Source organism: Pseudomonas sp. SMV71, from assembly GCF_052042015.1.
GTDB lineage: Bacteria > Pseudomonadota > Gammaproteobacteria > Pseudomonadales > Pseudomonadaceae > Aquipseudomonas.
Window position 1 is genome coordinate 1 of sequence record NZ_JBKGGU010000033.1, and the last position, 23,905, is coordinate 23,905.

Sequence of the window (23,905 nt, forward strand, 5' to 3'; positions counted from 1 at the left end):
TCCAAAAGTGACCCGCCGTAAGGGCGGAACCCTAAGCCGCCGTTACCGCAGCAACGGATATGTACCCGGTCAAAAAATCCACACAGACCGACACACAGCCATCGCGAGCAGGCTCGCTCCCACAGGACCCGCAGCCGGTCTTGATGCTCCGCATTTACCAGGTTTTGGGGCCGCTTCGCAGCCCAGCGGGAGCAAGCTCCCTCGCCACGTATTGAGCTAGGAAGCGATTGAAAACAAAAAACCCACCTTCCGGTGGGCTTTTTGTTCAGCGTTCAAGCACGATCAAAACAGCCGGGTCTTGGGCGCTTCTTCCTTTACCGGTTCGTTCTTCCCGGTCTCAGCATTCCAGCCACCACCCAGCGCCTTGTACAGATTGACCTCACTGGTCAACTGCGCAAGGCGGTCAGTGATCAGCGATTGTTGGGCGCTGAACAGCTGACGCTGGGCGTCGAGGAAGGTCAGGTTGCTGTCGACGCCGATGCGGTAGCGACGCTCGGCCAGACGGTAGTAATCCTGGTTGGCGGCGACGAAGTCGGTCTGGGCCTGCAACTGCTCGTTGTAGGTCTGGCGCGCGGCCAGGCCGTCGGAGACTTCCTGGAAGGCCGTCTGAATCGACTTCTCATACTGCGCGACGTTGATGTCTTTCTGGACCTTGGCGTAATCCAGGCTTGCCCGCAGGCTGCCGGCGTTGAAGATCGGCAGGTTGATCTGCGGGGCGAAGCTCCAGGTGCCCGAGCCGCCCTTGAACAGTCCGGACAGATCCGGGCTGAGGGTACCGGCGTTGGCCGTCAGGCTGATACTCGGGAAGAACGCGGCCCGTGCGGCGCCGATGTTGGCGTTGGCGGCCAGCAGGTTGCGTTCGGCCTGGAGGATGTCCGGGCGACGTTGCAGTAAGTCGGACGGCAGCCCGGCTGGCACTTCGCTGAGCAGATCGTCGCTCAGCGGTTGCGATCGCAGGTTGGCCGGCAGGCCGGTGCCCAGCAGCAAGGTCAGGCTGTTTTCGTCCTGGGCGACCTGGCGGGTGTAGCGCGCCAGTTGCACGCGGGCATTTTCCACGGCGGTACGGGCCTGGCTCAGGTCCAGCGCCGAGGCCACGCCCACATCGGCGCTGCGGGTGGTCAGCTTGAGGCTTTGCTCATAGGTCGCCAGGGTGTCCTGGGTCAGCTTGAGCAATTCCTTGTCGGCCTGCCAGGTCAGGTAGGCGTTGGCGACGTTCGCCACCAGGCTGATCTGCGTGCTGCGCCGGGCTTCTTCGGTGGCGAAGTAGCTTTGCAGCGCTTGCTCGCTCAGGCTGCGAACGCGACCGAACAGGTCCAGTTCATAGGCGCTGATGCCCAGGGTGGCGGAATAGGAACTGCTGATTGCCGCTTCACCGGTCTGCGAAGCCCGTGCCGGCACGCGCTGGCGGCTGGCGGCACCGGTGGCCGAGACCGCCGGGAACAGGTCGGCGCGCTGGATACGGTATTGCGCGGCGTAGGCATCGATGTTCAGCGCCGCGACCCGCAGGTCGCGGTTGTTTTCCAGGGCCAACTGGATCAGCTGCTGCAACGCCGGGTCATGGAAAAACTGTTTCCAGCCCTGCTCGGCGGCCGCCTGGCCGGGCGCCTTGGCAGGCTCGTAGGCCGGCCCTTGCGGGTACTGCGCCGCGACCGGGGCTTCGGGCCGCTGATAGTCGGGAATCAGCGAGCAGCCGCTGAGCACGACTGCGGCGATGGTCAGGGAAAGTAGCGACTTGCTCATTGGCCAGCCTCTTTGGAAGTTTCAGGAGTGTCGTCGTGGTCGGCATTTTTGCGGCGACCGATGGACGATACGGACACGAAGAACAATGGCACCCAGAAGATTGCCAGGACGGTCGCGGTGATCATACCGCCGATCACCCCGGTACCGATGGCATGCTGGCTGCCCGAACCGGCGCCAGTGGAGATCGCCAGCGGGACCACGCCGAGGACGAACGCCAGGGAGGTCATGATGATCGGCCGCAGACGCATCCTACAGGCTTCGATGGCGGCGTCCATCAGGCTGCGGCCCTGTTCGTGGAGTTCCTTGGCGAACTCGACGATCAGGATGGCGTTCTTCGCCGCCAGGCCGATGGTCGTCAGCAGGCCCACCTGGAAGTACACGTCGTTGGACAGCCCGCGCAGGCTGGTCGCCAGCAGGGCACCGATGATCCCCAATGGCACCACCAGCATGACCGCGATCGGAATCGACCAGCTTTCATACAGCGCCGCCAGGCACAGGAACACCATCAGCAGCGACAGGGCGTACAGCGCTGGCGCCTGGGAGCCCGACAGACGTTCCTCGTAGGACAGCCCGGTCCAGGAAATACCCACACCGGCCGGCAGTTTCTTGGCAATGGCTTCGACTTCGGCCATGGCTTCACCGGTGGAGTAGCCCGGAGCCGGGACACCCAGGATCTCCATTGCTTCCACCCCGTTGTAGCGGGCCAGCTTCGGCGAACCGTAGATCCACTCACCCTTGGCGAAGGCGGTGAACGGCACCATGGTGCCGGCGCTGTTGCGCACGTACCATTTCTTGAGGTCTTCGGGGCTCATGCGGGCATTCGGCTGACCCTGCACGTACACCTTTTTCACCCGGCCACGGTCGATGAAGTCGTTCACGTAGCTACTGCCCAGGGCAATCGACAAGGTGCTGTTGATGTCCGACAGGGTGATGCCCAGTGCGCTGGCCTTCTCGTCATCGATTTCCAGTTGGTATTGCGGCTCGTCGTTCAGGCCGTTCGGACGGACCTGGGCCAGCACCTTGCTCTGGGACGCCATGCCCAGGAACTGGTTGCGTGCCTCCATCAGTTTTTCATGGCCGATGCCGGCGCGATCCTGCAGGAACACGTCGAAACCGGTGGCGTTACCCAGTTCCATCACCGCCGGCGGGGCGAAGGCGAACACCATCGCGTCGCGGAAGGTGAAGAAGTGTTGCTGTGCACGGGCCGAGATCTTGAACACCGTGTTATCGGCGTTACGTTCTTCCCACGGCTTGAGCATGATGAACGCCAAGCCCGAACTCTGGCCACGACCGGCGAAGTTGAAGCCGGTCACGGTAAACACCGAGGCCACGCCATCCCCTTCGCCGCCGTCCTTGCCCGGACGCAGCAGGAACTCGCGCATGTTGTCCACCACCACCTGGGTCCGCTCGGCGCTGGAACCGGCCGGCGTCTGCACTTGGGCGAACAGCACGCCCTGGTCCTCTTCCGGCAGGAACGCGGTCGGGATGCGGCTGAACAACCAGACCATGCCGACCACGATGATGATGTAGGCCAGCAGGTATGGCGCCTTGTGCCGGAGTATGTTGCCTACGCCGCGCTCGTAGCTGCGCACGCCACGGTCGAAGGTGCGGTTGAACCAGCCGAAGAAACCACGCTTCGGTGTGCCGTGCTCGCCTTTCGGGATCGCCTTGAGCATGGTGGCGCACAAGGCCGGGGTGAAGATCAGTGCAACCAGTACCGACAGGGCCATGGCCGAGACGATGGTGATGGAGAACTGCTTGTAGATCACACCGGTGGAGCCGCCGAAGAACGCCATCGGCAGCAGTACCGCCGAGAGCACCAGGGCGATACCCACCAGGGCGCCCTGGATCTGGCCCATCGATTTCTTGGTGGCTTCCTTGGGCGACAGGCCTTCCTCGCTCATCACCCGCTCGACGTTTTCCACCACGACGATGGCGTCGTCCACCAGCAAGCCGATGGCCAGCACCATGCCGAACATGGTCAGGGTATTGATGCTGAAGCCGAACGCGGCGAGGATCCCGAAGGTACCCAGCAACACCACCGGCACCGTCATCGTAGTGATGATGGTGGCGCGGAAGTTCTGCAGGAACAGGAACATCACCAGGAATACCAGGACGACCGCTTCGACCAGGGTTTCCACTACACCCTTGATCGATTCGCTCACCACTGGCGTGGTGTCATACGGGAACACCACTTCCATGCCCGGCGGGAAGAAAGGCTTGAGGTTGTCCACGGTCTGGCGCAGCGCCCTGGCCGTGTCGAGGGCGTTGGCACCGGTAGCCAGCCGCACCGCCAGACCCGACGCCGGAGCACCGTTGAACTGGGCGTTGATGGCGTAGTTTTCACCCCCCAGGGCGACATCGGCGACGTCACCGACACGTACCTGCGAGCCATCCGGGTTGACCTTGAGCAGAATCGCCTTGAATTGCTCGGCGGTCTGCAGGCGTGTCTTGCCGATGATGGTGGCGTTCAGTTGCTGGCCGGGCACGGCAGGCAGTCCACCGAGCTGGCCGGACGAGACCTGGACGTTCTGCGCGGAGATCGCGGCGCTCACGTCAGCCGGAGTCAGGCTGTAGTTATTCAGCTTGGCCGGGTCGAGCCAGATCCTCATCGCGTACTGGGCGCCGAAAACCTGGAAGTCACCCACGCCGGAAGTACGCGAGATCGGATCCTGCATATTCGACACGATGTAGTTGGAAAGGTCTTCCCGGGTCATGGTGCCGTCGCGCGACACCACGCCGATCACCATCAGGAAGTTCCTCACCGACTTGGTCACGCGGATACCCTGCTGCTGTACTTCTTGCGGCAGCAGCGGGGTCGCCAGGTTCAGCTTGTTCTGGACCTGTACCTGCGCGGTGTCGGAGTTGGTGCCTTGCTCGAAGGTCGCGGTGATGGTCATGCTGCCGTCGGAGTTACTTTCCGAGGAAACATAACGCAGGTTGTCGATACCGTTGAGCTGTTGCTCGATGACCTGCACCACGGTGTCCTGCACGGTCTGCGCGGATGCACCCGGGTAGGTGACCTGGATCGCAATGGCCGGCGGCGCGATGCTCGGGTACTGGTTGATCGGCAACTTGAGGATCGACAGGGCCCCGACCAGCATGATCACCAGGGCAATCACCCAGGCGAAAATCGGACGGTCGATAAAGAATTTCGACATGGTTTACTCCCCTTTGCCGCCGGCTGCTTTATCAGCTGCCTGAGCGGGGGCCGGGTTCTTGGCACCAACGTTGGTGGCTTCGACGGCCTTGACCTGCACCCCTGGACGTACGTACTGCAAGCCTTCGGTGATCAGGCGGTCGCCGGCCTTGAGGCCGTCTTCGATCAGCCATTGGCTGCCAACGGTGCGGCTGGCCTTGAGCTGGCGCAGCTCGACCTTGTCGTCCGCGCCAACGACCAACGCGGTCGGTGTGCCCTTGAGGTCACGGGTCACGCCTTGCTGCGGTGCGAGGATCGCCGCGCTGTTCACCCCAGCCTGCAATTGCGCGTGGACGAACATGCCCGGCAGCAGGGTATGGTCCGGGTTCGGGAACACGGCGCGCAAGGTCACGGAACCGGTGGTCTGGTCGACCGACACTTCCGAGAACTCCAGCTTGCCTTCATGGGGATACTGGCTGCCGTCTTCCAGGGTCAGCTTGACCATGGCGGCGTTGTCGCCGGCCTTTTGCAGGCGACCGCTTTCCAGTTCGCGGCGCAGTTGCAGCAGCTCCACCGAGCTCTGGGTCACGTCGACGTAGATCGGGTCCAGTTGCTGGATGGTCGCCAGGGCGTCGGCCTGGCCATTGCTCACCAGCGCCCCTTCGGTCACCGAAGAGCGACCGATACGGCCGGAAATCGGCGCGTAGACCTTGGTGTAGCGCACGTTGATCTGGGCCGTCTGCAGGTTGGCTTCCGACTCGAGGCGGTTAGCCACGGCGGTGTCGTATTCCTGGCGACTGACCGCTTGCTCATCCACCAGTTGCTTGTAGCGGTCGGCAATCGACTTGGTGGACCGCAGGTTGGCCTCGGCGCTTTTCAGGGTCGCTTCGTACACGGCCGGGTCGATCTGGTAGAGCTGCTGGCCGGCCTTGACGTCGGCGCCTTCCTTGAACAGGCGCTTGAGGATGATGCCATTGACCTGCGGGCGAACTTCGGCGACACGGAATGCGCTGGTGCGCCCTGGCAGTTCCGAGGTCAGGGTGAAAGGCTGTGTCTTGAGGGTTACGTAGCCGACCTGAGGCGGGGGTGCGGCAGGCGCCGCTTCTTCCTTCTTGCATCCGCTGAGCAGCGATGCCAGGGCGATGGCGGTAACCAGAGCGGTAACAGCTGGCTTGAATTGCATGGAGATCCTCGGGTCAGGCGCGCAACAGGCGCACTCGAAAGGTGGAAGGTGAAAAAGAGCGCGAAAAACAATTAGTAGGATGCTAAGAAATATACTTACGTACACGGTTGTTTGTAAACAGCAAAATTGCGTACCATCCGTATTTACAAAAGCCTGACAAAGGCCCGTGCGGATCGATGACGCGTCTGAGCGAACGTTGCCGCAATGCTGTTTAGCTGATCCTTACGCATTTCCGATGCACCCTGATTGAGGTTTTACTGCCATGGTCCGTCGTACCAAAGAGGAAGCCCTGGAGACTCGCAGCCAGATACTTGAAGCGGCCGAAAAAGCCTTCTTCGAGCGCGGCGTAGCGCGCACCACGCTGGCGGATATCGCGACGCTGGCCGGCGTCACGCGCGGCGCCATCTATTGGCATTTCAGCAACAAGGCCGACCTGCTCCAGGCCATGCTCGATACCTTGCATGAACCGTTGGATGACCTGGCCCGCGCCAGCGAAAATGAAGAGGAGCTTGACCCGCTGGGCTGCACGCGCAAATTGCTTGTGCAATTGTTTCAACAGGTTGCACTCGACCCGAAGACGCGTCGCATTAATGAGATTTTGTTCCATAAGTGCGAGTTCACCGATGAAATGTGCGATCTGCGCCAGCAGCGGCGCCAGGTCAGCCTCGATTGCAATGTGCGGATCGCCCTGTCGTTGCGCAATGCGATGAAGCGCGGCCAGTTGCCCGGCGACCTGGATCCCGAAAGGGCCGCAGTGGCCATTCATGCTTACATCGACGGCATTCTGTACCAGTGGCTGCTGGCTCCTGACAGCTTCGCGCTGGCCGCCGAGGCGGAGCGCTGGGTGGATATCGGGCTGGACATGCTGCGCCTGAGCCCCAACCTGCGCAAATGAAACAAAATGCGTAATTGCATCGTATTGTGTCAATGGGTTCGGCCAGGGTGCTTTTATAAACCGACACAACGGTTGTTAATAGCTGACCGGCGCCAAATTTTGTAGGAAATTTGTTTCACCTTTGAAAAAGAACGTGCGACGGGCCCTGTCCGGAACCCCGCACTTGGGAGCCTGTCGATCCCATGAGGCGTGCCGGACGGGGTGATAATCAACCCAGCGTGATTTCCACGGTGAAGTTATAAGGCTCTTCGCTGGCGGCGTGCAGGAACCGGGTCGAACATGGAATGGGCGTTGCGCCAATTGAGGTCACCCTGTTTGTGCGAACGGGTGTCAGTGTTGGGGAGAGTGTACCAAAGGAAGTGTTGACTCTTAGACCGAAGTCGAGCAGGCAAGCAATGTCCCGGTCGCCAAAAATAATGAAGTGCTTGAACATGTCTTTACTTGGGCTACCCAGTTTTCTGGAATAAGCGAAGTCGAATCTCAGCGCTTGGATATCCCACGGGCCCAGGGCCCCGAGTTCATTCGTATCGAACGCCAGGTTGTGGTCGCTGACGGCGAAGGTATGGTCGGTGTGGTTGATGAGCTTAATAACGAAGCGGGTGCGGCTTGCACGGATGGGCTCCTGCTGCCAAGCCCGGATTTGTTGATCGACTACGCCGTTCAGCTGCGCTTTTTCCATCAAAGCCTTGAAAACTTCCAGGTTGTCATCGGTTCCAAGGGATGCAACGTATTTGTAAAGGACGTTCAGTGGGGCATGGCCGAACTGGGCAAGAAGCTTTTCAAAGAAGCCGTTATCGCCGGGCGTGGCGTTTTCAGTGATGTCTTTCATATTGAATTCCTTTTCAAAATGGGAAGAGGGCAAATAGTTGGCTTGGTGCCAGCTCGACTATGGCTGGAAGTAAGGCGCTTATAAAGTTCGGCTAGTTTTCCGAATATTAAGTTGGAATAAAAAAGCCCTGGCTCTTTCGAGTCAGGGCTTCTTCACTTCAGACGATGTCAGAGCACTGGGTAATCGATATATCCCACCGGACCCTTGCCATAGAAGGTTTCCGGGTGTGGCTCGTTCAACGGCGCATCAGCCTTCAAGCGTGCCGGCAAGTCCGGGTTGGCAATGAATGGCACACCGAAGGCGACGGCGTCGGCCTTGCCCTCGGCCAGCCACGCATTGGCGCTGTCCTTGGTGAAGCGTTCATTGGCGATGTATGGGCCGCCGAAGGCTTGCTTGAGTTGTGGGCCGATGCTGTCGTCGCCTTCCTTCTCGCGCGAGCAAATGAAGGCAATACCGCGCTTGCCAAGTTCACGGGCAACGTAGCTGAAGGTTTCCAGGCGATTGTCGTCGCCCATGTCATGGGCATCGGCGCGGGGTGCCAGATGCACGCCAACCCGACCGGCGCCCCAGACTTCGATGGCCGCATCGGTCACTTCCAGCAGCAGGCGGGCGCGGTTTTCCAGGGAGCCGCCGTACTGGTCGGTGCGCTGGTTGGTGCTGCTTTGCAGAAACTGGTCGAGTAGGTAACCGTTGGCGCCGTGGATTTCCACGCCGTCGAAGCCGGCGGCCTTGGCGTTCTCGGCACCTACGCGGTAGGCATCGACGATGTCGGCGATTTCAGCGGTTTCCAGCGCTCGCGGGGTCGGATATTCGGCCAGCGGGCGTACCAGGCTCACGTGGCCCTTGGGCTGAATGGCGCTCGGCGCCACCGGAGCTTCACCATTGAGGTAGGACGGGTGGGAGACCCGGCCGACGTGCCACAGTTGCAGGAAAATCTTGCCGCCGGCGCCATGGATCGCCTTGGTGACGTTGGCCCAGCCGCGGACCTGGTCGTTGGACCAGATGCCGGGAGTGTCCGGGTAACCCACGCCCATCGGCGTGACGGAGGTCGCTTCGCTGAGAATCAGGCCGGCGGAGGCGCGCTGGACGTAGTACTCGGCCATCAACGCATTGGGAACGCGACCCGCGTCGGCGCGGCAACGGGTGAGCGGGGCCATGATGATGCGGTTTTTCAGCTCGATGTCGCCGAGTTTGATCGGATCGAAAATAGTCGTCATCTGTTACAACCTCGAAAAAAATGGAAGGGTTTAATCTCAACGAGTTACCGCAGCCAGGTCGGCATTGCTGCCGCCCTGGCGGAAAGTGATCAAGGTCACCAGCAGCGCCAGCACCGCCAGTGCACCGGCGGCCAGGGGCACGGTGGTCAGCCCCATGCCGCGGTCGATGACGCTGCCGCCGACCCAGGCGCCCAAGGCGTTGCCAATGTTGAAAGCGCCGATGTTCAGGGTGGACACCAGGTTCGGCGCGGCTTTGCCGAAGGTCACCACATTGACCTGCAGGGCCGGCACGGCGGCGAAGCAAGCGGTGGCCCAGAGGAACAGGGTGATCTCGGTGGGGATCAGCGCCACGCTGGTCCAGCTCAGCACGGTGGAGACCACGGCCATGGTGATGAACACGCCGATCAGGGTGTTCGCCAGGCTCTTGTCCGCCAGCTTGCCGCCGATGATGTTGCCCAGGGTCAGGCCCAGGCCGATCAGTACCAGGGTCCAGGTCACGCCACGGGGCGATACGCCGGTCACTTCACCCAGCAGCGGGGCGACGTAGGTGAACAGGGTGAACACCGAGGCGGAGAACAGCGCGGTCATGCTCAGGGACAGCCACAGTCCTGCTCCCTTGAGCGCTACCAGTTCCGAACGCATGTCGAGTTTTTCTTCGTCGCGCTTGGCCGGCAGGAAGCGGATCAGCCCGATCAATGCCACCACGCCAATGACGGTCACCGCCCAGAACGTCGAGCGCCAGCCGGCTTCCTGGCCCAGTGCGGTGCCCAGGGGTACGCCGAGCACGTTCGCCAGGGTCAGGCCGGTGAACATCAGGGCCACGGCCGAGGCACGCTTGTTCGGCGCCACCAGGCCGGCGGCCACCACCGAACCGATACCGAAGAACGCCCCGTGGCACAGGGCCGTGATGACCCGTGCAAACATCAGCACGTTGTAATCGCTGGCAATGGCGCAGAGCAGATTGCCGACGATGAAAATCCCCATCAGCGCCACGAGCGCAGCCTTGCGTGGCAGCCGGGCGGTGGCCAGGGCCATGAACGGTGCGCCGATGGCGACGCCCAGGGCGTAGCCGGTGACCAGCCAACCGGCGCCGGGAATCGACACGCCGAGGTCGGCCGCCACATCGGGCAGCAGGCCCATGATGACGAATTCGGTGGTGCCGATGGCAAAGGCGCTCAGGGCCAGGATGAGAAGTGAGAGGGGCATGGCGGGTCCTTGTCTGGTCAGAGCTCTTGGCTCATTTGCTTGAGAAACTGCTGGATCAATTCCTCGTTGCGTTTGAAGAAATGCCATTGACCGACCTTCTGGCTGGTAATCAGCCCCGCCCGTTGCAACACCGCCAGATGCGCCGATACCGTGGACTGCGACAGGCCGCAGCGCTGGTCGATCTGACCGGCGCAGATACCGAATTCGTGGTTGTGCAACTGTTCGGGGAACTGGACCTTGGGGTCTTTGAGCCAGTTGAGAATGTCTCGCCGTACCGGGTGCGCCAGGGCTTTTATTATTTCGTCGAGGTCGAGGGTCATGGTGGCAGTTCGTTTGGATTGGGTGAGTAAAACGCTATATCGCGATGAGACGAACCTTAAATCGTTATTTCGCGATACACCAATATGGATTTGTTCTGACCCGCGAACAAATCGCTATATCGGGTTATAACGATATGAGCGCGACAGTGCTAAGCTGCGCCCATGAACTATCTCGCACACCTGCACCTGGGCGGCCCTGGCCGCGAACAACTGCTCGGCAGTCTCTACGGCGATTTCGTCAAAGGGCCGCTGCAAGGGCTGTACGACCCGCGGATCGAAGCCGCGATTGCCTTGCATCGACGCATCGACACGTACACCGATCGCCACCCTCTGGTGGACATCGCCCTGTCGCGCTTTTCCGCGGTGCGCCGACGCTATGCCGGAATCGTGCTCGACGTGTTTTTCGACCACTGCCTGGCCCGGGACTGGACGTTGTATGGCGAGGGGCCGCTGATGGATTTCACCGCCCGCGTATATCACGTGCTCGGCACTGAACCGCAGTTGCCCGGACGCCTGGCGCAAATTGCGCCACACATGGTGGCGAATGACTGGTTGGGTTCTTATCAGGCGTTCGACGTACTCGGGCAGGTACTGCGCGGCATTTCCCGACGCCTGACCCGCCCCGAGGAATTGGCTGGGGCGATGGAGGAGTTGACCAGGCTCTATGAGCCATTGAGCGAGGATTTCCGCTTGTTTTATCCGCAGCTTCAGGACTTTGCCCAGAGCCAGGTCACACAGCCGTTCTAACTGTGGGAGCGAGCCTGCTCGCGATTGCGATGTAACAGTCAATATCTCTGTTGAATGTCAGACCGCAATCGCGAGCAGGCTCGATCCCACAGGGGGCATCGGCATTTCAGATCAAGCGGCAATGGCAGGGCGCATCGGCACCTGCTGCTTCTCGGGGACTGTGCCAAACAACGCTTTGTGCACCGCTTGCTGCGCCTGGAAGGCCAGCGCCGCCCTTTCCTGGCCGTGGCAGGCGATGGGTTGCAGCAGATAGATGTGCACGTCGCCGCGATCGTTGGCAAACAGGCGCATCAGGTGCGACAGCAGATCGTCATCGCCAATGAACGGTGCCAGGGCATCCGGCTCGCCATTGCGCAGGTAACGGATCGCCACCGGTTGCAACGCGACCTCGGCATCGATCGCCGCCGATAGCAGCCGACCATGAAAGGTGCGCAGTGAGCGGCCGTCGGTGGTGGTGCCTTCGGGAAACATCAGCAGCGGATGGGCCTGTTGCAGATGACGGCTCATCTGCTTGCGGATCAATTGGCTGTCACCCGACCCGCGACGGATGAACAGACTGCCGGCCTTGGCCGCCAGCCACCCGGCCACCGGCCAGGTACGCACTTCGGCCTTGGACAGGAACGACAGTGGCGTGAGCATGCCCAGCAGCGGGATGTCGGTCCAGGACACGTGGTTGCTGACCCACAGCATCGGCTGCTGCGGCAGTTGCCCATGGACCGTCACCGAAAACGGCAAGGCATGGCTCAACCGCGCCATGAAGAACCTCGACCAGCGCTGACGGCGGACCATGGAGTTGGCCAGCCCCAGGCGCTCGAACAGACCGAACACGGTGGCCATGCCCAGGCCCAGCGCCACCACCAGCAGCACCCGCGCGATACGCGCGTACACCCGCGGCCGGCTCATCACACCGCTGCCTTGAAGTGGCGGGCGTAGCGTGGGCAGAGTTCGTCGCGCTTGAGCAGGATGAACACGTCGGCCACCTGGAAATCCTCGTCCCAGCACGGTTCGCCACAGATCTTCGCGCCCAGGCGCATGTAGGCCTTGAGCAGGGGCGGCATCTCGGCGATGACGTTGGAAGGTACGTCCAGGCTCGGCAATGGCTTTTTCGGCACCGCTTGCAGGTGTTCGGTGCACAGGTAGCGTTCGCGCAGGCGTTGCATGATTGCCTGGGCCTGGATGCCGCCGTCCTGCATGGGGATGCTCGCGCAACCCATCAGGTAACTGTAGCCGCCTTCGTTCAGGACTTCGGCCAACTCGCCCCAGAGCACGGCGATGGTGCCGCCGTTGCGGTAGGCCGGGTCGACGCAGGTGCGGCCGATTTCCAGGATCGGGCCCTTGAGGTGGACCAGGCCGTGGAGGCTGAATTCTTCTTCGCTGTAGAAGCGGCCCAGGCTGCTGGCGGCCTGGTGGTCGAGCAGGCGAGTGGTGGCCACGAGGCGGCCGGTGTTCAGGTCGCGCACGCCGATGTGGGCGCAGTGAACATCGTAGTCATCCATGTCCAGACCCATTTCCGCGCCTTTGAGCTTGGCGTTGAATTCGCCGCTGAAGACGTTGAAGCGCAAGGCTTGGGCTTCTTGCAAAGCCTTGGCGCCAATCAGGCGTTCGGCTTGCAGGCGGCGTTCATTGCCGGTGTCGCTGATGCGGGCGATCTGAGTCATAGCGAATCTCCGTGCGGGCTGTGCAGTTGCAGCCACTCGACTTTCTTTATGCAGCCATGTTGTGCAAAGTCAGGCTATGTAGCCCCGGTGTCATCGCCATGAAGCTTTGGTGATGCTTATATGACAGCCCTCGAGGAGCCGCCCATGCCCTGGCAAACCCTGATCCAACGCGGCGAACGCCTGCCCGCCCATCCGGACCTGGCCGAGGGCTATGCGAGGTTGTTGCAACACTTGGGGCCGGTGACACCGTTCGAGCTGGCGGTGGCCGGGGCACGGCTGATGGCGACGCCGGGGCTGGCGTTTCTGGTGGGTTATCAGGCGGCTCTGCGGGTGCTCTGGCCGAGCGCGCCCCAAGGCCTTGGTGCGCTGTGTGCCACCGAACAACGCAGCTTGCGCCCGGCGGATATGCAGACCCGTCTCAACGACTTGCGTCTGAGCGGGCGCAAGGATTTCGTTACCGCCGGCGACGCTGCCGAATGGCTGCTCATCGCCGCTCGCAATGAGGCGCCCGGCGAGGCACCGCGTCTCAAGCTGGCGGTGGCCTATCCCCGCGAGCCCGGCGTGACCCTGGAAAAACTCCCGGCCATCGCCCTGATGCCGGACATCAGCCATGGTCGCGTACTGCTTGACGATGCGTTGTGCGAACTGCTCGCGGGCGATGGCTGGGACGCGTATGTCAAACCGTTCCGCACCCTGGAAGATCTCTATGTGCTCAGCGCCATGACCGCCTGGTTGTATGGCGTGGGCCAGGAATGCGAGTGGCCCCAGGCGTTGTTGCTGCGGCTGCTGGCGTTGCTGGCGGGGTGTGCCGAGGTCAGTCGTCACAATCCGTCCAGCACGGCGGGGCATGTGTTGCTGGGCGGATTGTTTGCCCAGTTCCACGGGCTCGATGGCGAATTGAATGAGGCCCTGGCTGCAGGACCGGCGTCCTGGCGCCAGATGTGGAGCCGGGACAGGGCGGTGATGGAGATGGCGGCGGGCGCGCGGGCCAAGCGCTTGGCCAAGGCGTTGGGTAGCGCCTGACTCTGACCTTTGTGGGAGCCAGCCTGCTCGCGATAGCGGTGTGCCAATGTGATGGCGACTGACCTGGCGCTATCGCGAGCAGGCTCGCTCCCACAGGTTTTGTAAAGGAGCTCGCATAGGGAAGCACCCAACATCCAAACTGTCATCAACCCTGACTAGGCTCAGCAGGTTCAATCCTGCGAGCCCCCACCCTATGTCCAAAGGCTGGCTGCTGATCCCACTCCTGCTGCTCAACCTGAGCGCCCATGCCGAAGACTGGCCGGGCGAACAATGGCCGACCGCACCGCGCCCCACCGGACCAGCCATCGACACCCTGGAGCACTACGCTTTCCCGGCCCGGGACGATGTCACCCGCCTAGGCATCCGCACCGACGCGCTGCTGGTGATCCAGGACGGTCGCCTGGTCTACGAGCGCTACGCCGGCGCGACCGGCGCCGAGACCGCGCACCTGACTTGGTCCATCAGCAAAAGCCTGTTGGCCACGCTGTTCGGTGTGGCCTACGGTGAAAAGCGATTCGGCCTGCAAGACCCGGTCGTCAGCTACTACCCGGCGCTGAGCAAGCACCCGGCCATGACCTTCGCCGACCTGTTCCACTGGGCGTCGGGCCTGGACTGGCAGGAAGACTACGAATACGCGCCGCTCAATTCTTCCGTGGTGGCGATGCTCTACACCCGCGGGCGCCGCGACATGGCGGCGTTCACCGCGCAGCATCCGAGCTTCAGCTCGCCGGGGCGGGTGTTCCGGTACTCCAGCGGCGACAGCAACCTGCTGGCGGCCGCACTGAAGAATATCGTCGGCCCGGCACGCTATGCCGATTATCCGTGGACGGCGCTGTTCGAACCGTTGGGGATCCACCACGCCATTTGGGAGACCGACGCCAGCGGCACTTTCGTCGGATCATCCTATGCCTACCTCACGGCGCGGGATCTGGCGCGGGTCGGGCTGTTGATGCAACGCGACGGTCGCTGGGGCGGACGGCAGCTGATCCCCAAGGAATGGGTCGCCTTCAACCGCGAGCCTTTCGCGCATTTCCAGGCCGGCCAGGACGAGGCCGTGCCCGGCGGCCACTGGTGGCTCAACCGCGCCGCCGACCCGACGCTGCGTCCATGGCCCGATGCGCCGGCGGACACCTTCGCCGCACTGGGGCATTGGGGCCAGGCGCTGTACGTCATTCCCAGCGCGCGGCTGGTGATCGTGCGCTACGGCGATGACCGCGACGGCAGCTATCGCCACAACGAACTGCTCAAGCGGGCCATGGCCGCGTTCGCCGGGATGGTGCAACCATGAAGCGCAAAGTGGTGCTTACGCTGATGCTGGCGCTGTTTGTGGCGTTGTTGGCGTGGGTCTGGCTCGAACGGGTGGCGCTGCGAGCCTTTCCCGACATCATCAGTGCCTACACTGCCAAGGAGTATTGCTCGTGCCGCTACGTGATGCAGCAACCGGCCGAGTATTGCCGGGGCTATGTAAAGCAGTCGGTGCCCATCAGTGATTTTTTCGAGAGCCCCGAGGCGAAACGCATCACCGTCAGCGGGCTTGGGCGTAGCAGCAGTGCGCGGTGGATAGGGGAGCGGCAGGGGTGCCGGCTGGAACCGTAAAACCGGCACGCCGCGACCGCCGTTGTGGCGAGGGAGCTTGCTCCCGCTGGGCTGCGAAGCAGCCCCGGTTTTTGCTCGTCTGAACAATTTCGCGAGTGCTGCGCACTGGAGTGCAAGCCCAGCCCAGCGGGAGCAAGCTCCCTCGCCACAGGTGTTGACCAGTCCCCGGGCTGAACAATGAATGTCAGATGCAGGACAACTGTCGAAACAGACAGTTTGCAAGCGCCCTCGGCCCGGTTAAGGTTCGCCACAGGTTTATCTGCCTTCCGAGTGTTTATGTTCAAGCGGTCTTTTTCTCTTGCTGTCGCGACCTTGCTGCTGGCCGGCGCTGTGCTGCCGGCCTGGGCCGACTGGTACCTGGACGGTGAGTCGTCGCGGCTGTCGTTTATTAGCAGCAAGAACGGCAATGTCTCCGAAGTCCAGCGTTTCCTGGTGCTGCACGGTCAAGTCCAACCCGATGGACTGGCGCGTCTTGAAGTGGAGCTGGAGTCGATCAACAGCGGCATTCCCCTGCGGGACGAGCGCATGCGCGCCGAGCTGTTCGAGATCAAGCAATTTGCCGAGGCCACCGCCACCGCGCAGATCAATCTCGCGCCGATCCAGGACCTGGCCAACGGTGCGCAATTGGAGCTGCGCCTGCCGCTGACGGTGAACCTGCACGGCAAGCAGCACGAATACAACGTCGAACTGTTGGCGACGCGCCTGGATGAACGACGGTTCCAGGTGGTGACGTTGGAGCCGGTGGTGCTCAACGCGGCGGATTTCGATCTGGCGCCGGGCCTGGAAAAATTGCGCAACCTGGCCGGGTTGTCAGCCATCAGCCTTTCGGTGCCGGTGAACGCGGTGCTGATCTTTACGGCGCGCTGACGTGGGCGGCCCGGTTTTTCCCTGGCGCGAAGGCAATCGCTTCGAGCTGTTGATCGATGGCCCGCAGTTTTTTCCGCGTATGTTGGTGGAAATCGCCCGCGCCCTGGAACAGGTCGAACTGGAGCTGTACCTGGTGGAGGCCGGAGCGTGCGCCGAGGCGATGGTCCAGGCACTGGTTCAGGCCGCTGAGCGTGGCGTGCGGGTGCGTTGTCTGTTCGATGACTATGGCAGCCTGGCGTTTACTCTCAGTCTGCGCAACCGCCTGATCGAGGCCGGGGTTGAGCTGCGGTTCTATAACCGCCTGAGCTGGCGGCGCTGGGTGCGCAACCTCTACCGCGATCACCGCAAGCTGTTATTGGTGGACCAGCGCCTGGCCGTGGTCGGTGGCACCGGGGTGACCGATGAATTCTGGAACCCTCTCGATGACCGCAGCGAGTGGCATGAGGTCATGGTGGAAATCGTCGGCCCGCTGGTGCTCGATTGGCAGTTGTTGTTCGACCGCCAGTGGATCGCCAACCGGCATCGCCGGGCCTGGAAGCCGGCGTCCAACTTCGGCTTGCCGCGCCTGCCGCGGGTTCCTCCGGTGGGCGAGGGCATCGGTCGGGTGGCGTATGCCGACGCCCGTCAGCACCGCGACATTCTGCAATCGCTGTCCCGGGCGTTGAACAGCGGACAGAAACGCATCTGGATGGCGACCCCGTATTTCCTGCCGACCTGGAACGTGCGCCGTTCGCTGCGCAAGGCCGCCGCCCGCGGCATCGACGTGCGGCTGTTGCTCACCGGGCCGCGCACCGATCACCCGTCGGTGCGCTACGCCGGGCACCGTTACTACCCGCGATTGCTCAAGGCCGGGGTGAAGATCTTCGAATACCAGCCGTGCTTCCTGCATTTGAAAATGGTGCTGGTGGACGATTGGGTCAGCATCGGCTCATGCAACTTCGATCACTGGAACCTGCGCTTCAACCTGGAAGCCAACCTCGAAGCCCTGGACACCGGGCTCAGTCGTGCGGTGGCGGCAAGTTTCGAACGCGATTTCTCCCAGAGCCTGCAAGTCAGCCTCGACGCCTGGCAGCGCCGGCCGCTGTGGAAGCGGTTCAAGCAGCGGGTGTGGGGGTTGGTGGATCGGGTGGTGGTGAACCTGCTGGGGCGACGGGGCTAGCCTGAACACCCAGATACAACTGTGGGAGCGAGCTTGCTCGCGATGGCGGTCTGATGTTCAACATCTGAGTTGAATGTTAAGCCGCTATCGCGAGCAAGCTCGCTCCCACATGGGTTTTGTGTTGCCTGGGAATCAGAGCAACTCAAAACTCTGCTGTTTCACATCCCGAGAGTTCAAGCCGATCTGCACGTTGAACTTGCCCGGCTCGGCTGCGTACTTGAGCTGGGCGTTGAAGAACTTCAGGTCGTCTTCGCTGATGGTGAAGTGAACGACCTTCTTCTCACCGGCCTTGAGCATGACCTTGCGGAAGTTTTTAAGCTCCTTGACCGGGCGGATCACCGAACCGGCCACGTCCTGGATGTACAGCTGCACCACGGTCTCGCCGTCTCGCTTGCCGGTGTTCTCCACGGTCACGCTGGCATCGAGCTGGCCGGTCTTGTTCAGTGTGGTGGCCGACAGGGCCATGTCCGACAGGCTGAATTCGGTGTAGCTCAAGCCGTAGCCGAACGGATAGAGCGGGCCCGTGATGTCATCGAAGTACTGCGAGGTGTAGTTGCCCGGTTTGCCTGGCGTGAAGGGCCGTCCGATGCTCAGGTGGTTGTAGTAGGTAGGAATCTGGCCCACCGAGCGTGGGAAGGTAATCGGTAGCTTGCCCGACGGGTTGTAGTCGCCGAACAGTACGTCAGCGATGGCGTTGCCGCCTTCTGTGCCGCTGAACCAGGTTTCCAGGATCGCATCGGCCTGCTGTTGTTCTTCGAGCAACGACAGTGGACGGCCGTTCATCAGCACCAGCACCAGCGGCTTGCCGGTGGCCTTGAGGGCCTTGAGCAGCTCGCGCTGGCTGGCGGGGATGTTCAGGTCGGTGCGGCTCGACGATTCATGGGACATGCCACGGGACTCACCCACGGCGGCCACCACTACATCGGCCTCCTTGGCGGCTTTCACCGCTTCGTCGATCAGTACCTGGGCCGGGCGCGGGTCGTCCACCACTTCCGGAGCGTCGAAGTTGAGGAAGTTCAGGTAGTCGAGCACCTTCTTATCGCCAGTGATGTTGGCGCCACGGGCGTAGATGAATTTCGCGTCACCGCCCAAGGCCCGGCTCATGCCGTCGAACAGCGTGACCGACTGTGCCGGGCGCCCGGCGGCGGCCCAACTGCCCATCATGTCGATCGGTGCCTTGGCGAGCGGGCCGACCAGGGCAATCCTGGCATCCTTTTTCAGCGGCAGGGTCTGATTGCGGTTTTCCAGCAGCACCATGCTGCGGCGCGCTACGTCACGGGCGTCGGCGCGGTGCAGGCGGTTTTCGGCGTAGGTGTCGGCCGGGTCGTCCTCGGCCTTGCCGATGCGCAGGTACGGGTCCTTGAACAGACCCATGTCGTACTTGGCCGCGAGTACTTCGTGCACGGCGTTGTCGATATCGCTCTGCTCGATTTCACCGGACTTGAGCAAGCCGGGCAGTTCCTTGCCGTACAGCGAGTCGTTCATGCTCATGTGGATGCCGGCCTTGATCGCCAGCTTCGCCGCTTCGCGACCGTCCCGGGCGACGCCGTGATTGATCAGCTCGAAAATCGCACCGTGGTCACTGACCGCCAGGCCCTTGAAGCCCCATTGCTTGCGCAGCAGGTCGTTCATCAGCCAGGTGTTGGCGGTGGCCGGCACGCCGTTGATGGAGTTCAGCGCGACCATCACCCCGCCCGCGCCGGCGTCGATGGCGGCGCGGTAGGGCGGCAGGTAGTCCTGGTACATTTTCATCGGGCTCATGTCCACGATGTTGTAGTCCCGGCCGCCTTCCACCGCGCCGTACAGGGCGAAGTGCTTGACGCTGGCCATGATGCTGTCGGCGGCGTTGGTGCCGGTGCCCTGGAACGCCTTGACCATTACTGCGGCAATGCGCGACACCAGGTAAGTGTCTTCGCCAAAACCTTCGGAGGTGCGGCCCCAGCGTGGGTCGCGAGAAATGTCGACCATCGGCGCAAAAGTGATGTCGAGGCTGTCAGCGGCGGCTTCCTGAGCGGCAATCCGGCCGGAATGGTAAATGGCGTCCATGTCCCAGCTTGAGGCCAGGGCCAGGGGAATCGGGAAAATGGTGCGGTGGCCGTGGATTACGTCATAGGCGAAGAACATCGGGATCTTCAACCGGCTGCGCATGGCCGCGTCCTGCATCGGACGGTTTTCGGCGCGAGTGATGGAGTTGAACGTGGCGCCGATGTTGCCGGCGGCGATTTCCTTGCGAATCAGCTCCCGGGGCATTTCCGGGCCGATGCTGATCAGCCGCAGCTGGCCGATCTTTTCTTCGAGGGTCATCTGCTTCATCAGGTTACTGATGAACGCTTCCTTGTTCTCCATGGGGGCTGGAACGTTGTCGGCAAATACGGATTGACTGGCAAGACTGACAAACAGGCCCAGCAAACACAGCTTCTTCATGAATAGTTTTCTCGCAAGCCTAAAGGGCGGTGATCAGGACACGCCGGTCAGCCAAAATATAAGGAGCGGCTATTGTTGTTCGGTCAAATACAGCACACTTTCGAACCCATGGGGCTGAAGATAGTTCGCACTGTGGTTTCGCACTGCGCATTTTTTAGCCCATCGATCCGATTCAATCCAGCGCGGCGGCCGATTATGCCCCAGGTGCCGGTGAGATAGGTGGCTGTGTTTTCAATGTAAGGCAAGGGAGAGCTTCACCCGATGAATCTACGACTCAAACAGCGCACTGGCGTGCAGCTGCTGGCGCTGATGCTGTTCACCACGCTGTTGGCCGGTTGCGGCATCAACAATATTCCGACCCTGGACGAGCAGGCCAAGGCCGCCTGGGGCCAGGTGCAGAACCAGTACCAGCGCCGCGCCGACCTGATCCCCAACCTGGTGGAAACCGTCAAGGGGTACGCCCAGCACGAGCAGGACACGCTCACGGCGGTGGTTGAAGCACGGGCCAAGGCCACCTCGATCCAGGTGGACGTCAATACCCTGGACAACCCCGAGAAACTCAAGCAGTTCCAACAGGCCCAGGATCAGTTGAGCGGCGCGTTGAGCCGGTTGATGGTGGTATCCGAACGTTATCCGGAGCTCAAGGCCAACCAGAATTTCCTCGCCCTGCAATCGCAGCTCGAAGGCACCGAGAACCGCATCGCCGTGGCTCGCCGCGACTTCATCCTGGCGGTCCAGAAATACAACACTGAAATTCGAACGTTCCCGGGGCGCCTGTGGCACAGCGTGATGTACAGCGACCTGCCGCTGCGCCAGACCTTCGAGGCCACCAGCCCCGACGCGGAAAAAGCACCGCAGGTGAAATTCTGATCGACGCTATGCAAGCCAAGGCATTACCAGGGAAGAGGTTCCAATGCGTGTGTTGAAGTTTGGCCTGGTGCTGTTGCTCTGGGTGTTCGCAGTCACGGCCCAGGCCGAATTGAAGTTCCCGGCGCTGACCGGGCGGGTAGTGGACAGCGCCCAGTTGCTCGAACCCTCGGTGCGGGCGCAGTTGGAGGGGCAACTCAAGGCCCATGAACAGGCCACCGGCGAACAAGTGGTGGTCGTCACCCTGCCTGACCTGCAAGGTGCCAGGATCGAAGACTTCGGGTATCTGTTGGGGCGCCATTGGGGGATCGGGCAGAAGGATAAAAACAACGGCGCATTGCTGATCGTTGCGCGCGATGACCGTAAACTGCGCATCGAAGTGGGCTATGGCCTGGAAGATCGCCTGACCGATGCCCAGAGTTCGGTGATTATCAATCAGGTGATTACGCCTGCGTTCAAGGCCGGCGATTTCAGCAAAGGCATCAGCGATGGCGTGGCGGCGATGCTGGTGGTGCTGGGCGGCAGCCCGTTGGATGAGCCGGCCCCGGCCTACAGCACCGATGACGAGGATCAAGGGGATTTCGCCCACCGCCACCCGTGGCTGTTCGTGTTCCTGATCATGCTGTTTATCACCACCGTCATGGTGGGGCAGATGCTCGGAATCCTGCCTTCGGTCAGCGTCAGCACCGGTGGCTCCAGCCGGAGCAGCTCTGGCGGCGAGTCCAGCAGCGATGACAGTTCCAGCAGCAGCGACGATGATTTTCGCGGCGGCGGAGGCAGTTTTGGAGGCGGCGGTTCGTCGGGCGGCTGGTGACAATAATAATGAGCAGGCATTTCTAACCATGGCATTACTGACTGAACACGAACAACGCAAGGTCGCCGAGGCCATTGCCCGGGTCGAGCGCGATACCGATGCCGAACTGGTCACGGTGCTCGCCGCCCGTGCCGACGACTATGCCTACATCCCATTGCTGTGGGCCAGCCTCTTCGCGTTGGTGGTCCCCGGCGTGGTGCATTACCTCACTGGGTGGCTGGCCATGCACAGCCTGCTGTTGGTGCAATGGATCAGCTTCATCGTGTTGTGCCTGGTGTTCCGCATTCCCAAGGTCACCACCCACCTGATTCCCCGTTCGGTTCGGCATTGGCGGGCTTCGAACCTGGCGCGCCGGCAATTTCTCGAACAGAACCTGCACCACACGGTGGGCAGCACGGGGATGCTGATCTTTGTCTGCGAGGCCGAGCGGTACGTGGAAATCCTGGTCGACGAGGGTATTTCCAAACGACTCGACAACAGAAACTGGGACGCCATCGTCGCGGCGTTCACCCAACAAGTCCGCCAGGGCCAGACGCTTCAGGGCTTTGTGAGCTGCATCGAAGCCTGCGGTGAATTGCTCAAGGAGCATGTACCGGTGACGCATGAACGCAATGAGTTGCCGAATCGGCTGGTGGTGCTGGGCTAAGGTGTCGAATCCCAGTCGCGGACGCACAAGCGCTGTTGTGGCGAGGGAGCTTGCTCCCGCTCGGCTGCGAAGCAGCCGTAATGGTCTTGCCAGCTAAAACGCAGAGGACCGCTGTGCGGTCCAGCGGGAGCAAGCTCCCTCGCCACGAAAGCCAGGTGGTGGATTGGCATTGTCCGGATTTCACCGTTCGGGAATTTTCCCGTGCCCTCACACCCCATCCCCCCTAAAATACCCACCATTTTCCGATTCGCCCGCCCCGAGGCCGCTTTTTCATGTCCGCCACCGCAACTCCCGCCCGTCCCGCGCCGGATCATCACGCCCAGTTCATCGAGCTGCTGCAAACCAGCCTGGCGCAGAACGCTTTCATCAAACTGGTGCTGGCCAAGTACGTGGGTGAAGAAGCGGACCTGCAACGGCTGATCATCAAGCAGCTGACGGTCAAAGGCCAACCGTGCCTGTCCTTTGTCTATCGCTACAAGACCCGCGACATCACTCGGAACTTCCCCCTGGGCGAAGGCGTGGAAACCATCGCCGCGCTCTTGCCGGCGTCGTTCAAGAACGCCCACTTGCTGGCGGTCACCGACGAGGCGCAACTGGAGTACAGCAAAAAGGGCAAGAGCTCACTGTTCAAGAGCAAGCCTCAGCAATTGCGGGAGGTGCCGTCGGCCGAGCACAACCGCGAGAAGAATCGCTTCCTCGATCTGAGCCGGCCGTTCCTGGCCGACCTGGGCGTGACCAACCACAAGCACGAGCTGATCCCGGCGATGTCGCGCAAGTGGAAGCAGATCAACAAGTTCATCGAAGTGTTCAGCCACGCGCTGACGTCTTCACCGCTGGCCCTGGACAGACCGGTGCGGGTCTCGGATTTCGGTTCGGGCAAGGGTTACCTGACGTTCGCGATCCACGATTACCTGCGCAACACCTTGCAGGCCGAAGGCCTGGTGACCGGCGTGGAACTGCGTGAAGACATGGTCAAGCTGTGCAACGAAGCTGCCGCGCGACTGGAGCACCCGGGCCTGAGTTTCCAGCACGGTGACGTGCGCAGCGTGGCGCCGAGCGCGGTGGACGTGATGATCGCCCTGCACGCCTGCGACATCGCCACCGACTACGCAATCCACATGGGCATCCGCTCGGGCGCTTCGATCATCATGTGCTCGCCGTGCTGCCACAAGCAGATCCGCCTGCAAATCCAGAGCCCGAGTTTGCTCAAACCAATGCTGCAATACGGCCTGCACCTGGGCCAGCAGGCGGAAATGGTCACCGACAGCCTGCGGGCGCTGTTCCTGGAAGCCTGCGGCTACGAGACCAAGGTGTTCGAATTCATCTCCCTGGAACACACCAACAAGAACAAGATGATCCTGGCGGTCAAACGCGCCGAACCGAGCGACCCTACCGAGTTGCTGGCCCGGATCGACGAGCTGAAGGCGTTCTACCACATCACCGAACATTGTCTGGAAACGCTGTTGCGGGCGGACGGTTATCTCGCCTGACCACCACCGAACCCCTGTGGGAGCGAGCCTGCTCGCGATGGCGCAGTGTCAGTCAGCGAATCAATGGCTGACCCACCGCCATCGC

General features: G+C 62.0%; 21 protein-coding genes. 11 read left to right on the forward strand and 10 right to left on the reverse strand.

Annotation, left to right across the window (positions count from 1 at the left end; translation table 11 throughout):
* Positions 1 to 282: 282 nt before the first annotated feature.
* Genes adeC through ACLEJQ_RS24480 form a run of 3 tightly spaced genes read right to left on the reverse strand, consistent with a single transcriptional unit; the run spans position 283 to position 6,062 of the window.
* Entirely contained in the window at positions 283 to 1,740 is a 1,458-nt protein-coding gene (gene adeC, locus ACLEJQ_RS24470; protein ID WP_440799280.1) for an AdeC/AdeK/OprM family multidrug efflux complex outer membrane factor, read from the reverse strand.
* Positions 1,737 to 4,901 carry an efflux RND transporter permease subunit EmhB gene (gene emhB, locus ACLEJQ_RS24475; protein ID WP_440799282.1) on the reverse strand — a complete coding sequence of 1,055 codons (3,165 nt, stop codon included), beginning with the start codon at positions 4,899 to 4,901 and terminating at the stop codon, positions 1,737 to 1,739. The genes adeC and emhB overlap by 4 nt, the downstream gene beginning before the upstream one ends.
* 3 nt (positions 4,902 to 4,904) lie before the next feature.
* Positions 4,905 to 6,062 (reverse strand): efflux RND transporter periplasmic adaptor subunit, encoded by a 1,158-nt coding sequence (locus tag ACLEJQ_RS24480; protein WP_440799283.1) that lies wholly within the window; start codon positions 6,060 to 6,062, stop codon positions 4,905 to 4,907.
* Positions 6,063 to 6,324: 262 nt separating this feature from the next.
* Between ACLEJQ_RS24480 and ACLEJQ_RS24485 the strand changes: the two genes are divergently transcribed.
* Positions 6,325 to 6,957 carry a TetR family transcriptional regulator gene (locus tag ACLEJQ_RS24485; protein WP_440799284.1) on the forward strand — a complete coding sequence of 211 codons (633 nt, stop codon included), beginning with the start codon at positions 6,325 to 6,327 and terminating at the stop codon, positions 6,955 to 6,957.
* A gap of 208 nt (positions 6,958 to 7,165) precedes the next feature.
* Here the strand turns inward: ACLEJQ_RS24485 and ACLEJQ_RS24490 are convergent, their stop codons facing one another.
* The 4 genes from ACLEJQ_RS24490 to ACLEJQ_RS24505 form a co-directional block, all read right to left on the reverse strand.
* Positions 7,166 to 7,786 carry a hypothetical protein gene (locus tag ACLEJQ_RS24490; protein WP_440799286.1) on the reverse strand — a complete coding sequence of 207 codons (621 nt, stop codon included), beginning with the start codon at positions 7,784 to 7,786 and terminating at the stop codon, positions 7,166 to 7,168.
* Positions 7,787 to 7,953: 167 nt separating this feature from the next.
* A complete protein-coding gene (locus ACLEJQ_RS24495) occupies positions 7,954 to 9,003 on the reverse strand; it encodes an alkene reductase (RefSeq protein WP_440799288.1) in 1,050 nt (349 codons plus the stop codon).
* A 36-nt stretch (positions 9,004 to 9,039) separates the two neighbouring features.
* The gene (locus ACLEJQ_RS24500; protein ID WP_440799290.1) at positions 9,040 to 10,209 is read right to left on the reverse strand and encodes an MFS transporter; all 1,170 of its coding nucleotides are present in this window, start codon (positions 10,207 to 10,209) and stop codon (positions 9,040 to 9,042) included.
* 17 nt (positions 10,210 to 10,226) lie between these two features.
* Positions 10,227 to 10,529 carry an ArsR/SmtB family transcription factor gene (locus ACLEJQ_RS24505; protein WP_440799292.1) on the reverse strand — a complete coding sequence of 101 codons (303 nt, stop codon included), beginning with the start codon at positions 10,527 to 10,529 and terminating at the stop codon, positions 10,227 to 10,229.
* A gap of 162 nt (positions 10,530 to 10,691) precedes the next feature.
* Between ACLEJQ_RS24505 and ACLEJQ_RS24510 the strand changes: the two genes are divergently transcribed.
* Positions 10,692 to 11,276, forward strand: coding sequence for an ACP phosphodiesterase (locus ACLEJQ_RS24510; RefSeq protein WP_440799293.1), 585 nt, complete (start codon positions 10,692 to 10,694; stop codon positions 11,274 to 11,276).
* Between the two features lie 111 nt (positions 11,277 to 11,387).
* On the opposite strand, the gene ACLEJQ_RS24515 is transcribed toward ACLEJQ_RS24510, so the two are convergent.
* Together ACLEJQ_RS24515 and olsB are read right to left on the reverse strand one after the other, a co-directional pair.
* The gene (locus ACLEJQ_RS24515) at positions 11,388 to 12,179 is read right to left on the reverse strand and encodes a lysophospholipid acyltransferase family protein (RefSeq protein WP_440799295.1); all 792 of its coding nucleotides are present in this window, start codon (positions 12,177 to 12,179) and stop codon (positions 11,388 to 11,390) included.
* Positions 12,179 to 12,934: an L-ornithine N(alpha)-acyltransferase gene (olsB, locus tag ACLEJQ_RS24520; RefSeq protein ID WP_440799297.1), complete on the reverse strand. Its 756-nt coding sequence runs from the start codon at positions 12,932 to 12,934 to the stop codon at positions 12,179 to 12,181. Before olsB ends, ACLEJQ_RS24515 begins: the two co-directional genes overlap by 1 nt.
* A gap of 144 nt (positions 12,935 to 13,078) precedes the next feature.
* On the opposite strand from olsB, the gene ACLEJQ_RS24525 reads away from it, so the two are divergent.
* The 5 genes from ACLEJQ_RS24525 to ACLEJQ_RS24545 all read left to right on the forward strand — a co-directional run bounded on the left by ACLEJQ_RS24525 (position 13,079) and on the right by ACLEJQ_RS24545 (position 17,579).
* On the forward strand, positions 13,079 to 13,957 hold the full coding sequence (locus ACLEJQ_RS24525; RefSeq protein ID WP_440799299.1) for an acyl-CoA dehydrogenase: 879 nt from the start codon (positions 13,079 to 13,081) through the stop codon (positions 13,955 to 13,957).
* 193 nt (positions 13,958 to 14,150) lie between these two features.
* Positions 14,151 to 15,245 carry a serine hydrolase domain-containing protein gene (locus ACLEJQ_RS24530; RefSeq protein WP_440799301.1) on the forward strand — a complete coding sequence of 365 codons (1,095 nt, stop codon included), beginning with the start codon at positions 14,151 to 14,153 and terminating at the stop codon, positions 15,243 to 15,245.
* Positions 15,242 to 15,553 carry an amidase gene (locus ACLEJQ_RS24535; RefSeq protein WP_440799303.1) on the forward strand — a complete coding sequence of 104 codons (312 nt, stop codon included), beginning with the start codon at positions 15,242 to 15,244 and terminating at the stop codon, positions 15,551 to 15,553. Before ACLEJQ_RS24530 ends, ACLEJQ_RS24535 begins: the two co-directional genes overlap by 4 nt.
* A gap of 276 nt (positions 15,554 to 15,829) precedes the next feature.
* Positions 15,830 to 16,420 (forward strand): YceI family protein, encoded by a 591-nt coding sequence (locus ACLEJQ_RS24540; protein WP_440799305.1) that lies wholly within the window; start codon positions 15,830 to 15,832, stop codon positions 16,418 to 16,420.
* Between the two features lies 1 nt (position 16,421).
* Positions 16,422 to 17,579: a phospholipase D-like domain-containing protein gene (locus ACLEJQ_RS24545; RefSeq protein WP_440799307.1), complete on the forward strand. Its 1,158-nt coding sequence runs from the start codon at positions 16,422 to 16,424 to the stop codon at positions 17,577 to 17,579.
* A 132-nt stretch (positions 17,580 to 17,711) separates the two neighbouring features.
* Here the strand turns inward: ACLEJQ_RS24545 and bglX are convergent, their stop codons facing one another.
* Positions 17,712 to 20,003, reverse strand: a complete 2,292-nt coding sequence (gene bglX / locus ACLEJQ_RS24550) for a beta-glucosidase BglX (RefSeq protein ID WP_440799309.1) — start codon at positions 20,001 to 20,003, stop codon at positions 17,712 to 17,714.
* Between the two features lie 261 nt (positions 20,004 to 20,264).
* Between bglX and ACLEJQ_RS24555 the strand changes: the two genes are divergently transcribed.
* The 4 genes from ACLEJQ_RS24555 (at position 20,265) to ACLEJQ_RS24570 (ending at position 23,820) form a co-directional block, all read left to right on the forward strand.
* The gene (locus ACLEJQ_RS24555) at positions 20,265 to 20,873 is read left to right on the forward strand and encodes a LemA family protein (RefSeq protein WP_440799311.1); all 609 of its coding nucleotides are present in this window, start codon (positions 20,265 to 20,267) and stop codon (positions 20,871 to 20,873) included.
* Between the two features lie 43 nt (positions 20,874 to 20,916).
* Positions 20,917 to 21,684: a TPM domain-containing protein gene (locus ACLEJQ_RS24560; RefSeq protein WP_440799313.1), complete on the forward strand. Its 768-nt coding sequence runs from the start codon at positions 20,917 to 20,919 to the stop codon at positions 21,682 to 21,684.
* Between the two features lie 28 nt (positions 21,685 to 21,712).
* Complete coding sequence (locus tag ACLEJQ_RS24565) at positions 21,713 to 22,330, forward strand: TPM domain-containing protein (RefSeq protein ID WP_440799315.1); 618 nt, start codon at positions 21,713 to 21,715, stop codon at positions 22,328 to 22,330.
* A 272-nt stretch (positions 22,331 to 22,602) separates the two neighbouring features.
* Positions 22,603 to 23,820, forward strand: coding sequence for a class I SAM-dependent methyltransferase (locus ACLEJQ_RS24570; protein ID WP_440799317.1), 1,218 nt, complete (start codon positions 22,603 to 22,605; stop codon positions 23,818 to 23,820).
* Positions 23,821 to 23,905 lie beyond the last annotated feature (85 nt).

Bases quoted from the DNA above. Each gene is read 5' to 3' on its own strand.
- adeC (WP_440799280.1), bottom strand. From the start codon at position 1,740: ATGAGCAAGTCGCTACTTTCCCTGACCATCGCCGCAGTCGTGCTCAGC.
- emhB (WP_440799282.1), bottom strand. From the start codon at position 4,901: ATGTCGAAATTCTTTATCGACCGTCCGATTTTCGCCTGGGTGATTGCC.
- ACLEJQ_RS24480 (WP_440799283.1), bottom strand. From the start codon at position 6,062: ATGCAATTCAAGCCAGCTGTTACCGCTCTGGTTACCGCCATCGCCCTG.
- ACLEJQ_RS24485 (WP_440799284.1), top strand. From the start codon at position 6,325: ATGGTCCGTCGTACCAAAGAGGAAGCCCTGGAGACTCGCAGCCAGATA.
- ACLEJQ_RS24490 (WP_440799286.1), bottom strand. From the start codon at position 7,786: ATGAAAGACATCACTGAAAACGCCACGCCCGGCGATAACGGCTTCTTT.
- ACLEJQ_RS24495 (WP_440799288.1), bottom strand. From the start codon at position 9,003: ATGACGACTATTTTCGATCCGATCAAACTCGGCGACATCGAGCTGAAA.
- ACLEJQ_RS24500 (WP_440799290.1), bottom strand. From the start codon at position 10,209: ATGCCCCTCTCACTTCTCATCCTGGCCCTGAGCGCCTTTGCCATCGGC.
- ACLEJQ_RS24505 (WP_440799292.1), bottom strand. From the start codon at position 10,529: ATGACCCTCGACCTCGACGAAATAATAAAAGCCCTGGCGCACCCGGTA.
- ACLEJQ_RS24510 (WP_440799293.1), top strand. From the start codon at position 10,692: ATGAACTATCTCGCACACCTGCACCTGGGCGGCCCTGGCCGCGAACAA.
- ACLEJQ_RS24515 (WP_440799295.1), bottom strand. From the start codon at position 12,179: ATGAGCCGGCCGCGGGTGTACGCGCGTATCGCGCGGGTGCTGCTGGTG.
- olsB (WP_440799297.1), bottom strand. From the start codon at position 12,934: ATGACTCAGATCGCCCGCATCAGCGACACCGGCAATGAACGCCGCCTG.
- ACLEJQ_RS24525 (WP_440799299.1), top strand. From the start codon at position 13,079: ATGCCCTGGCAAACCCTGATCCAACGCGGCGAACGCCTGCCCGCCCAT.
- ACLEJQ_RS24530 (WP_440799301.1), top strand. From the start codon at position 14,151: ATGTCCAAAGGCTGGCTGCTGATCCCACTCCTGCTGCTCAACCTGAGC.
- ACLEJQ_RS24535 (WP_440799303.1), top strand. From the start codon at position 15,242: ATGAAGCGCAAAGTGGTGCTTACGCTGATGCTGGCGCTGTTTGTGGCG.
- ACLEJQ_RS24540 (WP_440799305.1), top strand. From the start codon at position 15,830: ATGTTCAAGCGGTCTTTTTCTCTTGCTGTCGCGACCTTGCTGCTGGCC.
- bglX (WP_440799309.1), bottom strand. From the start codon at position 20,003: ATGAAGAAGCTGTGTTTGCTGGGCCTGTTTGTCAGTCTTGCCAGTCAA.
- ACLEJQ_RS24555 (WP_440799311.1), top strand. From the start codon at position 20,265: ATGAATCTACGACTCAAACAGCGCACTGGCGTGCAGCTGCTGGCGCTG.
- ACLEJQ_RS24560 (WP_440799313.1), top strand. From the start codon at position 20,917: ATGCGTGTGTTGAAGTTTGGCCTGGTGCTGTTGCTCTGGGTGTTCGCA.
- ACLEJQ_RS24565 (WP_440799315.1), top strand. From the start codon at position 21,713: ATGGCATTACTGACTGAACACGAACAACGCAAGGTCGCCGAGGCCATT.
- ACLEJQ_RS24570 (WP_440799317.1), top strand. From the start codon at position 22,603: ATGTCCGCCACCGCAACTCCCGCCCGTCCCGCGCCGGATCATCACGCC.